Here is a 16400-nt window from a genome sequence, read left to right as displayed (position 1 = left end):
TCATGAAGCTCAACATCGTCACCGGACTGACCGCTCTCGCACTCGCCGGTTCGGCGCTGATGGCCACTCAACCTGCCTTCGCCCAGGGCGCAATCGACAACAGCTCGATCGGCACTCCCACTTTCCGCGAACATAAGCGCACCTTCGGTCTGGTCTATACGCTGCCGAAGGAGGTGAACGATCTCCTCAACATCACGATCGGCGGGCTGCTGCGCGAGAAGCTTCTGAACGCCAAGCTGATCGACGAAGCGCTGCGCTTCAACATTCCGCACGTCACCGTGCTGCATATCCATAACGCCGATCCGACGACGCCGGAAAAAATGCTGAAGGCGATGCCGAAGCTGCCGCCGGTCCTGAACGTCACGCTGAAGACCTTCTATACGACCGAAGCCGCCAAGGGCGCCGGTCATCCCTGGTGGCTCGACCTCGGCATCGTGAAGGAAGGCGCGGGCTTCGAAGCCATGATGGCCTTCAACACCCTCGCCACCCCGGCCCTCACGCCGCTGCGCGACGGCCCGTTGCCGCGCGTCACCGGACCGGTCTACGCGGCGATGGGCGATGCCGGCAAGGAACTCGTCCGGACGGTGGGCGTGAGCGGCATCAACACCGTGAAGGACGGCAAGGAACTGCGGCCGCACAATCCGCACAACACGCTGGTCTACTCGATGGCGAAGTTCACGCCGGAGATCCAGGCAGCCTTCGACCAGACGGCGGTCGAGTTCAACCAGATCCTGCCCGACGGCATCCCGACCGCCTTCAAGACCGTGTCGATCGTCGAGCTGGGCTTCGCCGGCAACGTGCTGCGCGAGATCTATCGTCTCAGCCTCGAGGACGGCTCCGTGATCAACGTCGCGACGGGCGCCAAGGTCGCGAAGTAGCCCTTCCGGCGAATGGCCCCGTCTTTATGGCGGGGCTATGCCGGGTCGCTTCCGGTCCTCTCGAATTCCTACGGGACCCTCCGCCATATCGGAGGCGTCCCAGAGGAATTTTGCATGCTCGACATCCCGTCTTTTGCCCCCGACGACCCGTCGGAAACCCTCGTCGATCAAGTCATGGCGGTCGCACACCTGCCGCCCACGGCGAGCGTCGCCGTCATCGGCCACCACACGCTCCCCTTTCTTCTCGCCCTGATGCGCCGTGGCTGTCCTTGCGTGCGCAGCCTGCGTCCCGACGCGGCCTCCCCGGATGGCGAGGCCACCGACCTTGCCTGGATCGTCGACGTCGCCAACGAGGACGAACTTTGCGAGGCCCTGCAGGCCGCGCGCCGCCGCGCCGGTGCAAAAGGCCGCGTCATCGTCGAAGGCACGGACTGCGCCTGCCGCAGCAGTCTCACCATCTTGCGTGATCGCGCCGTGCGCGCAGGCCTCGACGTCGTTTCGTTCGACCATGTCGCGGGTCGACTCCTTCTCGCACCACTGCCTCCTGCACACGCGGCGTAAATGACACCGCATCCTCTGGCCATTGTCGGCCGGGTCGCGATGCTGCTGCTCAGCGTCGTGCTCCTCGCCGCGGCCGCCCTGGCCACGCGCTACCTGCTGTTCGAGCAGAGCCGCGGCGACACGCAGTACATCCATTCCCTGCTCGACAAGGTCCTGCCTTAGTCCGTTTTCGCCAGGAGGCGATTAATGTTCGACATCATCATCCGCGCACGAGGCTCGATCGCGGCCCTGCCCACGCCCTACCGCTTCGGCAGGGTCGATTTCGATGCACTCACGGGCCTGTGCAACAGGCTGATCGAGCGCGGCACGTCGGCCCTGGTGCCCTGCGGTACGACCGGCGAGGCGCCGCTGCTGACCCAGGAAGAACAGCACCAGATCGTCGCCCGAACGGTGGCGGCCAGTGCCGGCCGCGTTCCTGTCATCGCCGGCGCCGGCAGCAACAACACGGGCACCGCGGTCGAACTGGCCCGGTCGGCGGAAAAGGCCGGCGCCTCCGCGCTGCTCTGCGTCACGCCGTTCTACCTGAAGCCCAGCCAGAACGGTCTCGTGGCTCACTTCAAGGCGATCCACGACGCCGTGGATCTTCCGATCATCCTGTACGACGTGCCGTCGCGCACCGGTTGCGCGCTGGCCGACGTCACCGTGCGGCGCCTCGCAGACCTGCCACGGATCCGTGGCCTCAAGGATGCCACCGGCAACATTCCTCGCGTGCCGCGCCTGCGCCGTCGCCTGGGCAAGGGTTTCCTCCTGCTGTCGGGCGACGACCCGACCCAGGGCGCCTTCCGCAAAGCCGGCGGCGACGGCTGCATCTCGGTGACGGCCAACGTGGCCCCGGCCCTGTGTGCTGCCCTCCAGCGGGCCTGCGATGCGAAGGATACGCAGGAGGTCGCGCGCCTGGAACATCTGCTGGCGCCGCTGAATGCCGCGCTCTTCCTCGAGGCCAATCCCATTCCGCTCAAGCGGGCGCTGCATCGCCTCGGCCTGATGGGCGACGGTCTTCGACTGCCCCTGACGCCGCTCGGGCCCCTCGCCGACCAGAAGCTGGCGCGCATTCTCGAAACCATCGAGCCGGTGGAACGCGACGAGGCACGGCGCTTCGCCTCGGCGTCGCACCCTCACCAACCGCGCGCGGCCTAGACCAGCCTGTAACCCACGCCCGGCTCGGTAAGGACATGCTGCGGCGAGGCCGGATCGATCTCGATCTTCTGGCGGAGCTGGCGGATGTAGACGCGCAGATATTGCGGATCGACTGTCTCGTCGCGCCACACTTCGCGCAGCAGGTGGCGATGCGTCAGCACCTTGCCGGCGTGAATCACGAGTTGTTCGAGGATGTCGTATTCCTTGGGCGATAGCTTCACCGCCTCGCCATTCCTTTCGACCAGCCGGCGCACCAGGTCGACCTTGAGCGTGCCGCTGGCGAAGCCGCGGTCCGCCCCCTGCTCCTGCAGCCTGTGACGCAGCGCGGCGCGCAATCGCGCCATCAGCTCCTCGGCGCCGAACGGCTTGGTGACATAGTCGTCGGCACCGGAATCGAGGGCCGCCACCTTGGCCGCTTCCTCGCCGCGGCCCGAGAGCACGACGATGGGCACGGGTGCCAGCTTGCGGATATCGGCGATCAGCTCGAGCCCGTCGCGATCGGGCAGGCCGAGATCGAGCAGGACCAAGTCGGGCCGATAGTGCCGCACGGCCTGCAGCGCCTCGGCACCCGTGCCGGCCTCCAGCGTGCGATAATCATGGGCGGCCAAGGTCGTACGCAGCAACCGGCGGATCGGCGGTTCGTCCTCGACGATCAGGATGGTGGCGCCGTCAGCCGTCATTTCCAGATACCGGAAAACTCACCACGAATTCCGACCCTCCGAGTCCGTTTCGATTGTTTCGATTATTGCGATTATTTCGATTGTGGGCCGTCAGAGTGCCGCCCATGGCTTCGACCAAGCCACGCGCGATGGCGAGGCCCAGGCCGGTGCCGGCGCGTCGCCGGTCCCCCGACTCGGCGCGATAGAATTTCTCGAAAATGCGATCGAGGTCGGCCTCGGCGATGCCCGGCCCCTCATCGCGCACGGCGATTTCCACGCGCTCGCCATCTTGCCTTCCCTCGATCGTGATGCGGCCTCCGGGCTCGGAGTACTTGGCGGCATTGTCGAGCAGGTTGAACAGCGCCTGCTCGGCCAGCACGAAATCGAGCGACAAGGCCGGTAATCCCGGCGGCACGATGCTGGAAACCTCGTGGCCGGCCAGCAGGGGCGCGGCGCGGCGCAGTGCGGTCGAGATCAGGTCGCCCACTTCGACGGCCTCGCGCTTGGGGACGATGGCGCCGGCGTCGAGCCGCGTCATGTCGAGCAGGTTGCCGACGAAGCGGTCGAGCCGCTCGGCCTCGCCCTGCGCCGTCGCCAGCAACTCCTCGCGCGCCGCAGCGTCGTAGCGCTCGCCGAAGCTGCGCAGGCTGGACAGCGACCCGATGATCGAGGCGAGCGGCGTGCGCAGGTCGTGCGACACCGAGGTGAGCATCGAGGAGCGCAGGCGCTCGCGCTCCGCGCCCAGCCGGGCCTGGTCGATATCCTCGGCCAGGGTCACGCGTTCGATCGCGACGGCGGCCTGGTTGCCGACGGCCTCGAGCAGGCGGCGTTCGCCGGCGGAGAGCTGATGGCCTTCCTTCTGCGGCAGGACGCCGATCACCGCGATCGCCGAACGGCTGGTGCGGATGGGTGCGAACAACCAGCGCCCGCCCGGCAAGGTGTCGGTGCCGCGGCCCGCGGGACGGTCTGCATCCCATGACCAGCGCGCGGCGGCGAGATCGGCGTCGCTCAGCGCGCCGTCCGGCGGAAAGGCCGCCTTTGTCACAAGCGCGCCGTCCTGCGGCATCAGCACGATCACCTCGGCCTTGAGCAGCCGGGCGAGATGCGAGACCACGATCCACAGGAGATCGTAGAGATCGACGACACCCGCGATCTTGCGGCTGAAGGCGTAGAGCCCGGCCGTTGTCCGCGCTTCACGACGCGCCGAATCGGTCTGCGTTCGCGTGCGAGCCGCCATCGCGCTGGCGATGACCGCCACCACGACGAACAGGAAGAGCGAGATCACATTGGCGGGGTCGGAAATCGTGAACTGATAGAGCGGCGGCAGGAAGAAGAAGTTGAAGCAGGCCACGCTCAGCGCCGAGACCCAGAGCGACGGCACCAGACCGTGGCGGGCCGCCGAGAAGAGCACGGGCAGCACATAGACCAGCGAGATGTTGGGCAGCACGATCAGCCGGTCGATCAGCACACCGGCCGCCGTCGCTACTGCCGTCGCCAGGGTGCCTTCGAGATAGGGGCCGGGCGTCGTCGGCACGTCGCGCAGCCAATCCTGCGGGCCGCTCTTCTGCTCGCCCTCGGCCGATGGCGCCACCTCGACGGCGAGGCCCGAGCCCGAGCGCACCAGCTCGTCGACCACCGATCCATGACGCAGCTCGAACCAGCGCGAGCGGCGGGACTTGCCGACCACGACCCGCGTGGCGTTGCGCGAACGCGCGAAGGCCACGATCTCCTCGACGACCGAGCGGCCCGGCAGGGTCACGATCTCGGCGCCGAGCTGGGCCGCCAGCCGCTGAGCGTCGGCGAGGCGCGCATGTTCGGCCTCCGACAGGGTCGCATGCCGGTCGGTCTCGACATAGAGCGCGATCAGCTCGGCATCGAGCGCGTCGGCACTGCGCTTGGCCGCGCGCACGGCATTGGCCGCGCCCGGCCCGGGATCGAGGCAGACGATCACCCGCTCGCCCGCCGCCCAGGGCCCGGTGATGGCATGCTCGCGCATATAGCTGCGCATCTGCTCGTCGACCCGGACGGCGGTGCGCCTGAGCGCCAGCTCGCGCAGTGCCGTCAGGTTGCCCGGCGAGAAATAGTGGCGCAGCGCGCGCTGCGCCTGGTCGCGGACATAGACCTTGCCCTCGGCGAGGCGGGCGATCAGGTCGGCCGGCGTCAGGTCGATCAGCTCGACCTCGTCGGCGGCATCGACCACGTGGTCGGGCACTGTCTCGCGCACGCGGATGCGCGTGATGCGGGCCACCACGTCGTTCAGGCTCTCGATGTGCTGGACGTTCAGGGTCGAATAGACATCGATGCCGGCCGCCAGCAGCTCCTCGACGTCGAGGTAGCGCTTGGGATGGCGGCTGCCCTCGGCGTTGGTATGGGCCAGTTCGTCGACCAGGACCAGCGCCGGGCGGCGCTTCAGGATGGCGTCGAGGTCCATTTCCTCGAGCGTGCGGCCGCGATACTCGACGGACCGGCGCGGCACGATTTCGAGGCCCGTGAGCTGGGCCTCGGTCTCGGCGCGGCGGTGCGTTTCGACGACGCCCACCACCACGTCGATACCCTCAGCGACGCGCCGGTGCGCGGCCGACAGCATCTCCCAGGTCTTGCCGACGCCGGGCGCGGCCCCGAGGAAGATCTTGTGCTTGCCGCGCGACTCCTTCTCCGCCGCCTTCAGGAGCGCGTCGGGCGAGGGCCGGAGATCGTCAACGGCGGTGGCCATGCACCCGGATCATTGTCACCGCTTGGGCAGCGCGTCGAGGGCGAGGTTGAGCTGCAGCACGTTGACCCGCGCCTCGCCCAGCAGGCCGTACATGCGGCCTTCGGTATTCTGCGCCACCAGCGCCTGCACTTGGGCTTCCGGCAAGCCACGCGCCTTGGCGACGCGGGCGACCTGCCAGGAAGCCGCCTCGGGCGAGATATGCGGATCGAGGCCGCTGCCCGAGGTCGTGACGAGCTCGACCGGCACGCCCTTGCCGAGCTTGTCGGCGTCCTCCTTGACGCGGTCGATCAGGGCCTTGGAGGTCGGACCGAGGTTGGAGCCCATCGAGTTGGCGGCGTTGTAGGGCGCGGCAATGGTCTTGGTCGAATCGGCCGGATCGGTGTCGGTCGTGGCCGACAGACGACCATGGAAGTAGGTCTCGCCGGCGAAGGACTGGCCGATCAGGCTCGACCCCACGACCTTGCCGTCCTTCTGGATGAGCGAACCGCCGGCCTGGGCAGGGAAGATCGCCCCTGCGGCGCCGACCATGGCCAGCGGATAGGCGATGCCCAGCAGCACGGTCATCAGGACCAGCATGACGAGGGACGCACGGAAATGACGAAGCATGACTTTCTCCTTCAGGCGAGGCCGGTCGCCGCGACCACGACGTCGATCAGCTTGATGCCGACGAAGGGCACGATCAGACCGCCGATTCCATAGATCAGCAGGTTGCGCCGCAGCAGGGCCGCAGCGCCGCTCGGGCGATACTGGACGCCGCGCAGGGCCAGCGGGATCAGCGCCACGATGATCAGGGCGTTGAAGATGATGGCCGACAGGATGGCGCTCTGCGGCGTCGCCAGGCCCATGACGTTCAGCACGCCGAGCTGCGGGTAAAAGGCGATGAACATCGCCGGGATGATGGCGAAGTACTTCGCCACGTCGTTGGCGATCGAGAAGGTGGTGAGCGCGCCGCGCGTCATCAGCAACTGCTTGCCGATGGCCACGATCTCGATGAGCTTGGTCGGGTCGCTGTCGAGGTCGACCATGTTGCCGGCCTCGCGCGCGGCGTTGGTGCCGGTCTGCATGGCCACGCCGACATCGGCCTGGGCGAGCGCCGGCGCATCGTTGGTACCATCGCCGCACATCGCCACCAGCTTGCCCTTGGCCTGCTCCTCGCGGATCAGGCGCAGCTTGGCCTCGGGCGTGGCCTGCGCCAGGAAGTCATCGACACCGGCTTCCGCCGCGATCGCGGCCGCGGTCTGCGGATTATCGCCGGTAATCATGACGGTGCGGATGCCCATGGCGCGCAGCTCGGCGAAGCGTTCGCGGATGCCGCCCTTCACGATATCCTTGAGATAGACGACGCCCAGGATCTTGCCGTTGCGCGACACGGCGAGCGGCGTGCCGCCCTCCTTCGCGACGGTCGAGGCGATGCGGTTCACCTCCTCGGCCGGCGGGGTGATGCCGAGCGACCGTGCATGCTCGAGCACCGAGTCGATCGCGCCCTTGCGGATCACCGCGCCCTCATGGTCGACGCCGCTCATACGGGTCTGCGCCGTGAAGGGCACGAACTGTGCGTGCAACTCGGCCACGTCGACGCCGCGCAGGCCATACTTCTCCTTGGCAAGCACGACGATCGAGCGGCCCTCGGGCGTCTCGTCGGCGAGGCTGGCAAGTTGCGCCACCCGCGCGACCTCGTCCTCGGTCACGCCCGTCACCGGGATGAACTGCGTCGCATGGCGGTTGCCGAGCGTGATGGTGCCGGTCTTGTCGAGCAGCAGCGTGTCGACGTCGCCCGCCGCCTCGACGGCGCGACCGGAGGTCGCCAGCACGTTGAAACGCACCAGCCGGTTCATGCCGGCGATGCCGATGGCCGACAGCAGCGCGCCGATGGTCGTCGGGATCAGGGTGACGAACAGCGCGATCAGCACGACGACGGAGACGGCGCCGCCGGCATAGGTCGCGAAGCTCGGAATGGTCACCACCGCCAGCACGAAGATCAGCGTGAGGCCCGCCAGCAGGACGCTGAGCGCCAGCTCGTTGGGCGTCTTCTGGCGCGCCGCGCCTTCGACCAGGGCGATCATGCGGTCGAGGAAGCTCGATCCCTCTTCCGCCGTGATGCGGACCTTGATCCGGTCCGACAGGACGCGCGTGCCGCCGGTGACGGCCGAGCGGTCCCCGCCGGCCTCGCGGATCACGGGCGCCGATTCACCTGTGATGGCCGATTCGTCGATCGTCGCAACGCCCTCGATGATCTCGCCGTCGCCGGGCACCAGGTCGCCGGCCTCGACCAGCACCTTCTCGCCCACTTTCAGCGTATGGGCGCGGCGCGGTTCGAACGTGTCGCCGACACCCAGCAGGACCTTCGCCATGGTCTCGCTGCGCATGCGGCGCAAGGTGTCGGCCTGGGCCTTGCCGCGGCCTTCGGCGACGGCTTCGGCGAAGGTGGCGAACAGGACGGTGACCCACAGCCAGATCACGAGCTGGATCTGGAAGCCGCTGCCCGTCACGCCGGTCGCGATGTCGCGCACGGTGAGGATGGTCGCGGCCAGCGCCACCATCTCGACGGTGAACATCACCGGGTTCTTCACCAGCTCGCGCGGGTCGAGCTTGGTGAAGCTGCCCAGCAGGGCCGGTTTCAGGATCGCAGGGTCGAACAGGGACTGCGACTTGTCGCGCTTACTCATGATGACGCCTCGTTAGAACAGCGAGCCGGCCAGCAGAGCGAAATGCTCCGCTATGGGGCCGAGGGCCAGGGCCGGAAGGAAGGTGAGACCGCCGACGATCAGGACGGCGCCGACCAGCAGGCCGACGAACAGCCCGCCATGGGTCGGAAACGTGCCGGCCGAGATCGCGGCCTTGCGCTTGGCGGCGAGCGAGCCCGCAACCGCCAGCATCGGGATGATGATGGCGAAGCGGCCGACCATCATCGCAACGGCGAGTGTGCCGTTATAGAAGACGGTGTTGGCCGTCAGTCCACCGAAGGCGCTGCCGTTGTTCGCCGCCGCCGACGTATAGGCATAGAAGATCTCGCTGAAGCCATGCGGTCCGGCATTGGCCGGGCCGGCCAGGCCCGCCGGGACGACGGTGGCCAGCGCCGTGAAGCCCAGGACCGCCAGCGGCACGCAGAGGATCGCCAGCATGGTGAACTTCACCTCGCGCGCCTCGATCTTCTTGCCGACATATTCCGGCGTCCGGCCGACCATCAGGCCTGCCAGGAAGATCGCCAGGATGGCGAACAGCAGCATGCCGTAGAGGCCCGCGCCGACGCCGCCGATGATGATCTCGCCCAGCAGCATGTTGATCAGCGGGATCATGCCGCCGAGCGGCATGAAGCTGTCGAGCATGGCGTTCACCGCGCCGCACGAGGCGGCCGTGGTGATCACCGCGAACAAGGTGGAGAGCGCGACGCCGAAGCGGACTTCCTTGCCCTCCATGTTGCCGGCCGTATTGTCGACGCCGAGCGCCCCGATCAGCGGGTTGCCGCCGGCCTCGGCCCAGTAGCAGACGACGACGCCGGCCAGGAACAGCACGCTCATGGCGGCCAGGATCGCCCAACCCTGGCGCTCGTCGCCGACGGCGCGACCGAACACATTGGTGAGCGCCGCGCCGATCACGAAGATCGACAGCATCTGGATGAGGTTGGAGAGGGCCGTGGGGTTCTCGTAGGGGTGCGCGGAATTGGCGTTGAAGAAGCCACCGCCGTTGGTACCCAGCATCTTGATGGCGAGCTGCGAGGCCACCGGCCCCTGCGCGATGGTCTGCTTGGCGCCCTCGAGCGTGGTCGCCTCGACATAGGAGGACAGGTTCTGCGGCACACCCTGCCAGACGTAGAAGATCGTCAGCAGGATGCAGAAGGGCAGCAGCACGTAGAGCGTGGCGCGCACCATGTCGGCCCAGAAGTTGCCGATGCCCTTGGATTCCGTGCGGGCGAATCCGCGGACCAGCGCAACGGCCAGCGCGATGCCGGTGGCGGCGCTCAGGAAGTTCTGAACCGAGAGGCCCACCATCTGCGAGAGATAGCTCATGGTCGTCTCGCCGCCGTAGCTCTGCCAGTTGGTGTTGGTCAGGAAGCTGATGGCCGTGTTGCCCGCGAGGTCGGGCGGCACAGCGCTCATGCCTTGCGGATTGAGCGGCAGCAGGTCCTGCAAGCGCAGCAGCAGGTAGAGAAAGGCGAAGCCCACGATGTGGAAGACGATCATGGCGCGGGCATAGACCCACCAGCTCTGCTCCTCCGCCGGATCGATGCCGGCGAGGCGATAGAAACCATGTTCGATCGGGCGCAGCACCGGCGACAGCAGGGTGCGCCGTCCCGCCAGGACATTGTCGAGATAGCCGCCGAGCGGCCGCGTGAGCAGCAGCACGAGGCCGCAGAAGAGCGCGATCTGCGCCCAGCCGTTGAGAGTCATGACAGCCTCAGAACTTCTCCGGCCGCGCCAGCGCGACCGTGAGATAGACGAGCAAAAGGGCGGCAAGCGCGCCGCCCAGAACGTAATCGAAGGTCATGGCCGCCTCACAACCTGTGGCACAGGCGTTCGTAAGCGATCAGCAGGCAGAACAGCACGAGGCCGCCGCCGAAAAACAGGATGTCGAGCATGGAGAACTCCTTCGCCGCCATAGAAGGGGTTTTAGGCGTAGGAATTCGAGCCGGCGGGCAAGCCACCGGCATAGGAAACTCATAGGAATTTCGCGAGAGGCAAAGGTCCCTCGCTTACGCTCGGGATGACAATCTTGTTGGTACTGGCGCAGGTGCGCCGATGACAAAAACAATGTCATCCCGAGCGTAAGCGAGGGACCTTTCGCTTTCCTAGACCAGCACCGTGTCGAGCCAATCGAAGACGCGCCGGTTCAGCAGCGAGCGGTTGCCCATCTCGCAGTGATCGCCGGCCCCCTCGGCGGCCGTGAAGCGGACGATCTTCTTCGGGCAGCGCAGGGCGTCGAACACGGTCCCGGTCTCCGAGGCCAAATCGTCATTTTCGGCGTGCGTGAGCAGCACGGGGCATTCGATCTGCTCGATGCGGCCTTCGAGGGTAAACCCCTCGATGAGGCGGAGATAGTCGCGGAGATCGGTCGCGCCATTGGCCCAGAAGCCGCGCTGCACGATCTTCCAGCGCAGGCCGCGATCCGCCTGGATGATCGCGAACATCCTGTCGAGGATACCCTGGTCGAGCGTCGTCAGGCTGGCACCGGGAGCAAGGTCGGCGCCGAGATGATTCGCAAAGACCCGCGCCGCCCCGGCCACGCTCCACAGGCCCGGATCGGCGATGCAGGCGGCGAGACGCGGCTCACCCGTGGCCGCACGCAGGGCAAGATAGCCGCCGAGACTCGCACCGCTGAGCGCAATCCGCGCCGGATCGACAGTCGGCAGCGACACGGCGAAATCCACGACCGCCCGCACCACCGTCTCCCAATCCGGCCGCAGTGTCAGCCCGTGCTCGTAGAGCATCTCGCCCTGCCCCGGCCCGTCGAAGATCAGGCAGTGATAGCCGCGCTGCGAGGCCGCGACGGCCGACGCGAAGTAGAGGTCCGTCACCGTGGCGTCGTAGCCGTCCACCTGGATGACGAGCGGCCGGACCTCGTCTGCGCGGCCCGCGGCGGGAATGAAATAGGCCGGCAGTGACCGCCCCTCGAAGGGGATGCGCAGCGGCAGGACGGGCGGGTCGCCGAGCGCCAGGCCTTTGTCGAAAGCGTCGATCTGCTTGCGGAAGGCCGCAACGAGCCGGGGATCGACCGGCGCGCCGAAGAGCAGATGATACGAGGCGGCGTAGGCGGCGCTCGCCTGCAGGAACAGTTCCCGCGCGGAGCTGCGATGACCCTTCGCCAGGACGTCCTGCGCTTCGGCCGCCAGCCGGTCGCCGGTCGCGACCCATGCCGCATGAAAGGCGGAGTCATCACCGTCCCCCACGGCCTCGGCGACCGCGGCGATCTCGCCGAAATCCGGTCCGCCATAGCGGATGTAGGCAAGCGGCCAAGTGCCGAAATCGTCGTGCAGCTCGTCCTTGAACAGCTTCATGAAGAGGCGCCTCCGCTCTCGACAGTAGCGTCTGCCTTTATGGGAATCCTATGACTTTCCCTCGTCACTCTTCTGGATTTCCTAGGCCCCGGCGGCGTTTGGTGCGGCCGACATCAGGGAGACAATGGATGATCGGCAGAAGCTTGATTTCAATGGTGGCGATGATCGTGTCGAGCGCCTCCTATGCGCAAGGCACGCCGGATCCGCAGGCACCGCAAGTCGCCCCACCGGAGAAGGAAAGCTGGAAGGCGCCGTTCGGCGGTACCTTCGCGGCCAGCCTGGCGGTTCTCAATGAGTACTCTTATCGCGGTATCTCGCAGACCCAGCGCCAGGTCGCCGTCCAGGGCTCGCTCGGCTACGAGACCGCCCCGGTCAGCGAGAAGGTCCCCCTCACCGCCTATCTCGGCGCCTGGGGCTCCAACGTCGACTTCCCCGGCACCGGCACATGGGCCGAAATCGACGTCGTCACCGGCCTCAAGCTCAAGCTCCTCGACGACAAGCTCACCTTCGACCTCGGCTACATCCGCTACAACTACCTCGGCGCCCCGGCCAATCTCTCCTACGACTTCAACGAGTTCGGCCTCGTCGCCGGCTACGATTTCGGCGTCGCCCAGGTCAGCGCCGCCGTCCGCTACAGCCCCAACTTCTTCGCCAACTCCGGAAACGCCTGGTACAAGTGGGCGTCCGTCACCGTGCCGCTCCCCTTCATCCAGGTGAACGAGAACGTCGCCTTCAAGGCCTTCGGCACCATCGGCAATCAATACGTCGAGCGCTTCGTCAACTACGGCATTCCCAACAACAACTACTGGGACTGGCAGCTCGGCCTCGTCGTCTCGGTCTACGGCTTCGACCTCTCCGCCGCCTATACCGGCACCAACCTCAGCGTCCAGGACTGCCTCGGCACACAGAACTGCGCCAGCCGTGTCATCATCGGTATCTCCAAGACGTTCTGATCTCGCACCGAGCCTCAATGGAGCGCGCCACTCCAGTGGCGCTCAAGCGTATTCGATCGGCAAGACATGAGCGCCACTGGAGTGGCGCACTCCATTGAGACGTCAGTGACGGAACCGCAGGCTGACCGCGAGCATGCGCAGCGACAGGATGGCGAGGCTGAGGGCCAGCATGGAGAAGAGCAGGCTGGGTTCGGCCAGCGGCATGCCGCGATAGGGGAAGATCTGGCCGCCGATCAGCATGAACAGCCAGATGGCGGCCCAGCTCACCATCTCGAAGAACGACGCCGAGCCGGGAATGTAGGCCGGAGGCTTCCGGTAAGGCCCGAAGCGCACCCGCCAGAACATGTAGGCCGAGGCGACGAGGAACCAGAGGAAGCTCAGGAACTGCACGGCCGTCAGGAGGGTCACTGGCTTCGGAGTACGGCACCAGAAGGCCGGCATGCCGGCCGCGCAGAGACCGTCGAGGGCGCCGGCAGTGAAGCCGACCGCCGCCTCTTCGAACGACAGTTGCGTGAGCGCCACATAGGCAAGGATCGTCGCCGCGACGGGAGACAGGCCGACAATCCACTCCCACAAGAGGAGCGGTGTCATTTTCGACTTGGCTTGTGCCATCTGAACTGTCGCTGACTAGAGCAGCATGCGGCTGTGCAGATCGAACATGATCCAGAAGCTGCCGCCCACCATGAGGAAGAGCAGGATGCAGGTGAAGACCAGCGCCAGCACGTTCTCGCGCGGCGTGGTCGTGAAGTTGATGTGCAAGAAGAAGCGCAGATGGACCAGCACCTGCAGCACGGCGGCGATGCCGATGACCAGCAAGGTGCGCTGCGGCGGCAGGGCGTGGGTGTAGACCAGCCAGAACGGGACGGCGCTCAGCACGACCGCCAGTACGAAGCCGATCAGGTAGGAGCGAAGGGCGTGCGGGGTTTGGTGTTCCATCACAGCAATCCCGGCAGATAGACGATGGAGAAGATGCCGACCCAGGCGATGTCGAGGAAGTGCCAGAAGAGGCCGAGCCGGTGCAGCCGCGAAGCGACTGGCATCGTGAGGCCCTTCAGCGCGACCTGAGCACCCAGGATCACGATCCAGAGCAGGCCCATGGTGACATGGACGCCGTGCGTGCCGACCAGGGTGAAGAAGGCCGACAGGAAGCCGCTGCGGTCGGGGCCGGCGCCCTTGGCGATCAGGCCGGCGAACTCGCGCACCTCGAGGAAGACGAAGCCCGCGCCCAGCACGAAGGTGATCGCCAGCCACAGCAGCACCGCGCCGCGATTGCCCGACTTCGCCTGCAGGCTGGCGAAGCCGAAGGTCATGCTGGAGACCAGCAGCAGCGCCGTCTCGATCGCGGCATTGTTCAGCTCGAAGAGCTGCTTGCCCGTGGGACCGCCGGCGGTGCCGGGGATCATGATGGCGTAGGTCGCGAACAGCAGGGCGAAGATCACGGCATCGCCCATCAGGTAGAGCCAGAAGCCCAGCGCCCGCTGCTCGTGGACCTCGATCTCTTCCCGCTCGTGTTCACTCATATGGGCGACGCTCATGGCCGGCTCCCCAGCAGGCGGAAGCGTTCGTCCTCGATGGCCTTCACCTCGGCGGCCGAGAGCGTGAACTCCTGCTCGTCATTGGACGAGCGCACGATCACGGCGGCGAACATGACGAGGCCGGAAACCACCACCAGCCACCAGATGTGCCAGACGATGGCGAAGCCCAGGACGAAGCCGAAGGCGCCGAGGATCACGCCGATCGGCGTGTTCGACGGAATGCGGATCGGCTCGTAGGCGGCCGGCCGCTGGTAGGCGATGCCCTTCTCCTTCATCTCCAGGAACGGCTCGCGGTCGTTCACCGTCGGGATCACCGCGAAATTGTACGCGGGCGGCGGAGACGAGGTCGACCATTCCAGGGTGCGGCCGTTGTACGGATCGCCGGTCAGGTCGCGCGTCTTGTTCCGGTCGCGGATCGAGACGTAGAGCTGCATCACCATGCAGCCGAGGCCGCACAGGACGATCACGGCACCCAACGCGGCGACCATCAGGTAGGGCTGCCAAGTCGGGTCGTTGTAGTTCTCCATGCGGCGCGGCATGCCCTTCAGGCCGAGCAGGTAGAGCGGCATGAAGGCGAGATAGAAGCCGATGGTCCAGCACCAGAACGCGCCCAGTCCCCACTTGCGGTCGAAGGCGAAGCCGAAGGCCTTGGGGAACCAGTACATGTAGCCGGCGAGGTAGCCGAACAGCACGCCCGGGATGATCATGTTGTGGAAGTGCGCGATCAGGAAGGTCGTGTTGTGCATCAGGTAGTCGGCCGGCGGGATCGCCAGCAGCACACCTGTCATGCCGCCGATCACGAAGGTCACCATGAAGGCGATGCTCCACATCATCGACGGGTGGAACTCGATGCGGCCGCGGAACATGGTCAGCAGCCAGTTGAAGATCTTCACGCCGGTCGGCACGGCGATGATCATGGTCATCACGCCGAAGAAGGCGTTGACGCCGGCGCTGGAGCCCATGGTGAAGAAGTGGTGCAGCCAGACGGTGAAGGACAGGACGCCGATCGCCGCCGTTGCATAGACCAGCGATTCGTAGCCGAACAGGCGCTTGCGCGAGAAGGTCGACACGACCTCGGAGAAGATGCCGAAGGCCGGCAGGATCAGGATGTAGACCTCCGGATGGCCCCAGATCCAGAACAGGTTGACGTAGTTCATCATGTTGCCGCCATGCGCATTCGTGAAGAAGTGCATGCCGGCGAGGCGGTCGAGGGCGAGGAGTCCGCAGGCCACGGTGATCGCCGGGAAGGCGAAGGCCATCAGGATCGAGGCGATGAGCGCGGTCCACACGAAGGGCGTCATGCGCATCAGGGTCATGCCCGGCGCGCGGCGCTTCAGGATCGTCACGATGAAGTTGATGCCCGACATGGTCGAGCCGATGCCCGATATCAGGATGGCCCAGATCCAGTAGTCGACGCCGACGCCGGGATTGTACTCGATGCCCGAATAGGGCGGGTAACCGGTCCAGCCGGCGGTCGAGAACTTGCCGATGACCAGCGAGACCATGACCAGCGCGGCACCGGCCGAGCTCAGCCACAGGCTGACGGCGTTCAGCCACGGGAAGGCCACGTCGCGCGTGCCGATCTGCAGCGGCACGATGACGTTCATCAGCCCGGTCATGAACGGCATCGCCATGAAGAAGATCATGATGGTGCCGTGCGAGCTGAAGATCTGGTCGAAATGCTCGGGCGGCAGGTAGCCGCCGCTGTTCAGCGCTATCGCCTGCTGGGCGCGCATCATCAGGGCGTCGACGAAGCCGCGCAGCAGCATGATCAGCGCCAGCACCACATACATGATGCCGATGCGCTTGTGGTCGACGCTGGTCAGCCAGTCGGTCCAGAGATACTTCCAGGCCTTCAGGTAGGTCAGCACGGCGGCCACCAGCAGCGCGCCACCCACGGTGATGAGGGCGCCGCCCGCGGCGATGGGGCTGTAGAACGGCAGGGCCTCGATCGTCAGTTTGCCGAACATCA

Annotated in this window: 16 protein-coding genes; 5 read left to right on the top strand and 11 right to left on the bottom strand. The window is 66.5% G+C overall.

The window, feature by feature from the left end; genetic code table 11:
- The first annotated feature begins 2 nt into the window (after positions 1 to 2).
- The 4 genes from AC1ROX_RS02955 (at position 3) to dapA (ending at position 2576) form a co-directional block, all read left to right on the top strand.
- Positions 3 to 878, top strand: coding sequence for a hypothetical protein (locus AC1ROX_RS02955; protein WP_493122208.1), 876 nt, complete (start codon positions 3 to 5; stop codon positions 876 to 878).
- 114 nt (positions 879 to 992) lie between these two features.
- Positions 993 to 1439, top strand: coding sequence for a hypothetical protein (locus tag AC1ROX_RS02950; RefSeq protein WP_493122206.1), 447 nt, complete (start codon positions 993 to 995; stop codon positions 1437 to 1439).
- A complete protein-coding gene (locus tag AC1ROX_RS02945) occupies positions 1440 to 1601 on the top strand; it encodes a hypothetical protein (RefSeq protein WP_493122204.1) in 162 nt (53 codons plus the stop codon).
- A gap of 24 nt (positions 1602 to 1625) precedes the next feature.
- The gene (dapA, locus tag AC1ROX_RS02940) at positions 1626 to 2576 is read left to right on the top strand and encodes a 4-hydroxy-tetrahydrodipicolinate synthase (RefSeq protein ID WP_493122202.1); all 951 of its coding nucleotides are present in this window, start codon (positions 1626 to 1628) and stop codon (positions 2574 to 2576) included.
- Here dapA and AC1ROX_RS02935 read toward each other — a convergent pair.
- The 7 genes from AC1ROX_RS02935 to AC1ROX_RS02905 all read right to left on the bottom strand — a co-directional run bounded on the left by AC1ROX_RS02935 (position 2573) and on the right by AC1ROX_RS02905 (position 11940).
- Positions 2573 to 3256: a response regulator gene (locus AC1ROX_RS02935; RefSeq protein ID WP_493122201.1), complete on the bottom strand. Its 684-nt coding sequence runs from the start codon at positions 3254 to 3256 to the stop codon at positions 2573 to 2575. The two genes, dapA and AC1ROX_RS02935, sit on opposite strands and share 4 nt — an antisense overlap.
- Positions 3246 to 5948, bottom strand: coding sequence for a DUF4118 domain-containing protein (locus AC1ROX_RS02930; RefSeq protein ID WP_493122199.1), 2703 nt, complete (start codon positions 5946 to 5948; stop codon positions 3246 to 3248). The genes AC1ROX_RS02935 and AC1ROX_RS02930 overlap by 11 nt, the downstream gene beginning before the upstream one ends.
- Positions 5949 to 5963: 15 nt before the next feature.
- A complete protein-coding gene (kdpC, locus tag AC1ROX_RS02925; RefSeq protein ID WP_493122198.1) occupies positions 5964 to 6554 on the bottom strand; it encodes a potassium-transporting ATPase subunit KdpC in 591 nt (196 codons plus the stop codon).
- 11 nt (positions 6555 to 6565) lie between these two features.
- Positions 6566 to 8614: a potassium-transporting ATPase subunit KdpB gene (kdpB, locus tag AC1ROX_RS02920; protein WP_493122196.1), complete on the bottom strand. Its 2049-nt coding sequence runs from the start codon at positions 8612 to 8614 to the stop codon at positions 6566 to 6568.
- 12 nt (positions 8615 to 8626) lie between these two features.
- Complete coding sequence (gene kdpA / locus AC1ROX_RS02915; RefSeq protein WP_493122194.1) at positions 8627 to 10336, bottom strand: potassium-transporting ATPase subunit KdpA; 1710 nt, start codon at positions 10334 to 10336, stop codon at positions 8627 to 8629.
- A 7-nt stretch (positions 10337 to 10343) separates the two neighbouring features.
- Complete coding sequence (kdpF, locus tag AC1ROX_RS02910; protein WP_296326803.1) at positions 10344 to 10433, bottom strand: K(+)-transporting ATPase subunit F; 90 nt, start codon at positions 10431 to 10433, stop codon at positions 10344 to 10346.
- Positions 10434 to 10734: 301 nt separating this feature from the next.
- Positions 10735 to 11940 carry an alpha/beta hydrolase family protein gene (locus tag AC1ROX_RS02905; RefSeq protein ID WP_493122191.1) on the bottom strand — a complete coding sequence of 402 codons (1206 nt, stop codon included), beginning with the start codon at positions 11938 to 11940 and terminating at the stop codon, positions 10735 to 10737.
- A 128-nt stretch (positions 11941 to 12068) separates the two neighbouring features.
- Here AC1ROX_RS02905 and AC1ROX_RS02900 point away from each other — a divergent pair, with 128 nt between their 5' ends.
- The gene (locus AC1ROX_RS02900) at positions 12069 to 12893 is read left to right on the top strand and encodes a TorF family putative porin (protein WP_493122189.1); all 825 of its coding nucleotides are present in this window, start codon (positions 12069 to 12071) and stop codon (positions 12891 to 12893) included.
- Between the two features lie 102 nt (positions 12894 to 12995).
- On the opposite strand, the gene AC1ROX_RS02895 is transcribed toward AC1ROX_RS02900, so the two are convergent.
- The 4 genes from AC1ROX_RS02895 to cyoB are packed head-to-tail and all read right to left on the bottom strand — an operon-like array spanning position 12996 to position 16398.
- On the bottom strand, positions 12996 to 13484 hold the full coding sequence (locus AC1ROX_RS02895; protein ID WP_493122188.1) for a hypothetical protein: 489 nt from the start codon (positions 13482 to 13484) through the stop codon (positions 12996 to 12998).
- Between the two features lie 36 nt (positions 13485 to 13520).
- Entirely contained in the window at positions 13521 to 13829 is a 309-nt protein-coding gene (gene cyoD, locus AC1ROX_RS02890; RefSeq protein ID WP_493122186.1) for a cytochrome o ubiquinol oxidase subunit IV, read from the bottom strand.
- A complete protein-coding gene (cyoC, locus tag AC1ROX_RS02885) occupies positions 13829 to 14428 on the bottom strand; it encodes a cytochrome o ubiquinol oxidase subunit III (protein ID WP_493122184.1) in 600 nt (199 codons plus the stop codon). Before cyoC ends, cyoD begins: the two co-directional genes overlap by 1 nt.
- A complete protein-coding gene (cyoB, locus tag AC1ROX_RS02880) occupies positions 14425 to 16398 on the bottom strand; it encodes a cytochrome o ubiquinol oxidase subunit I (protein ID WP_493122182.1) in 1974 nt (657 codons plus the stop codon). Before cyoB ends, cyoC begins: the two co-directional genes overlap by 4 nt.
- Between the last annotated feature and the right edge of the window lie 2 nt (positions 16399 to 16400).

The sequence above is a fragment of the Reyranella sp. GW821-FHT14A01 genome (genome assembly GCF_058803965.1).
The sequence above is the reverse complement of the archived record's forward strand: the minus strand, read 5'-3'. Positions and strand labels throughout refer to the sequence as shown.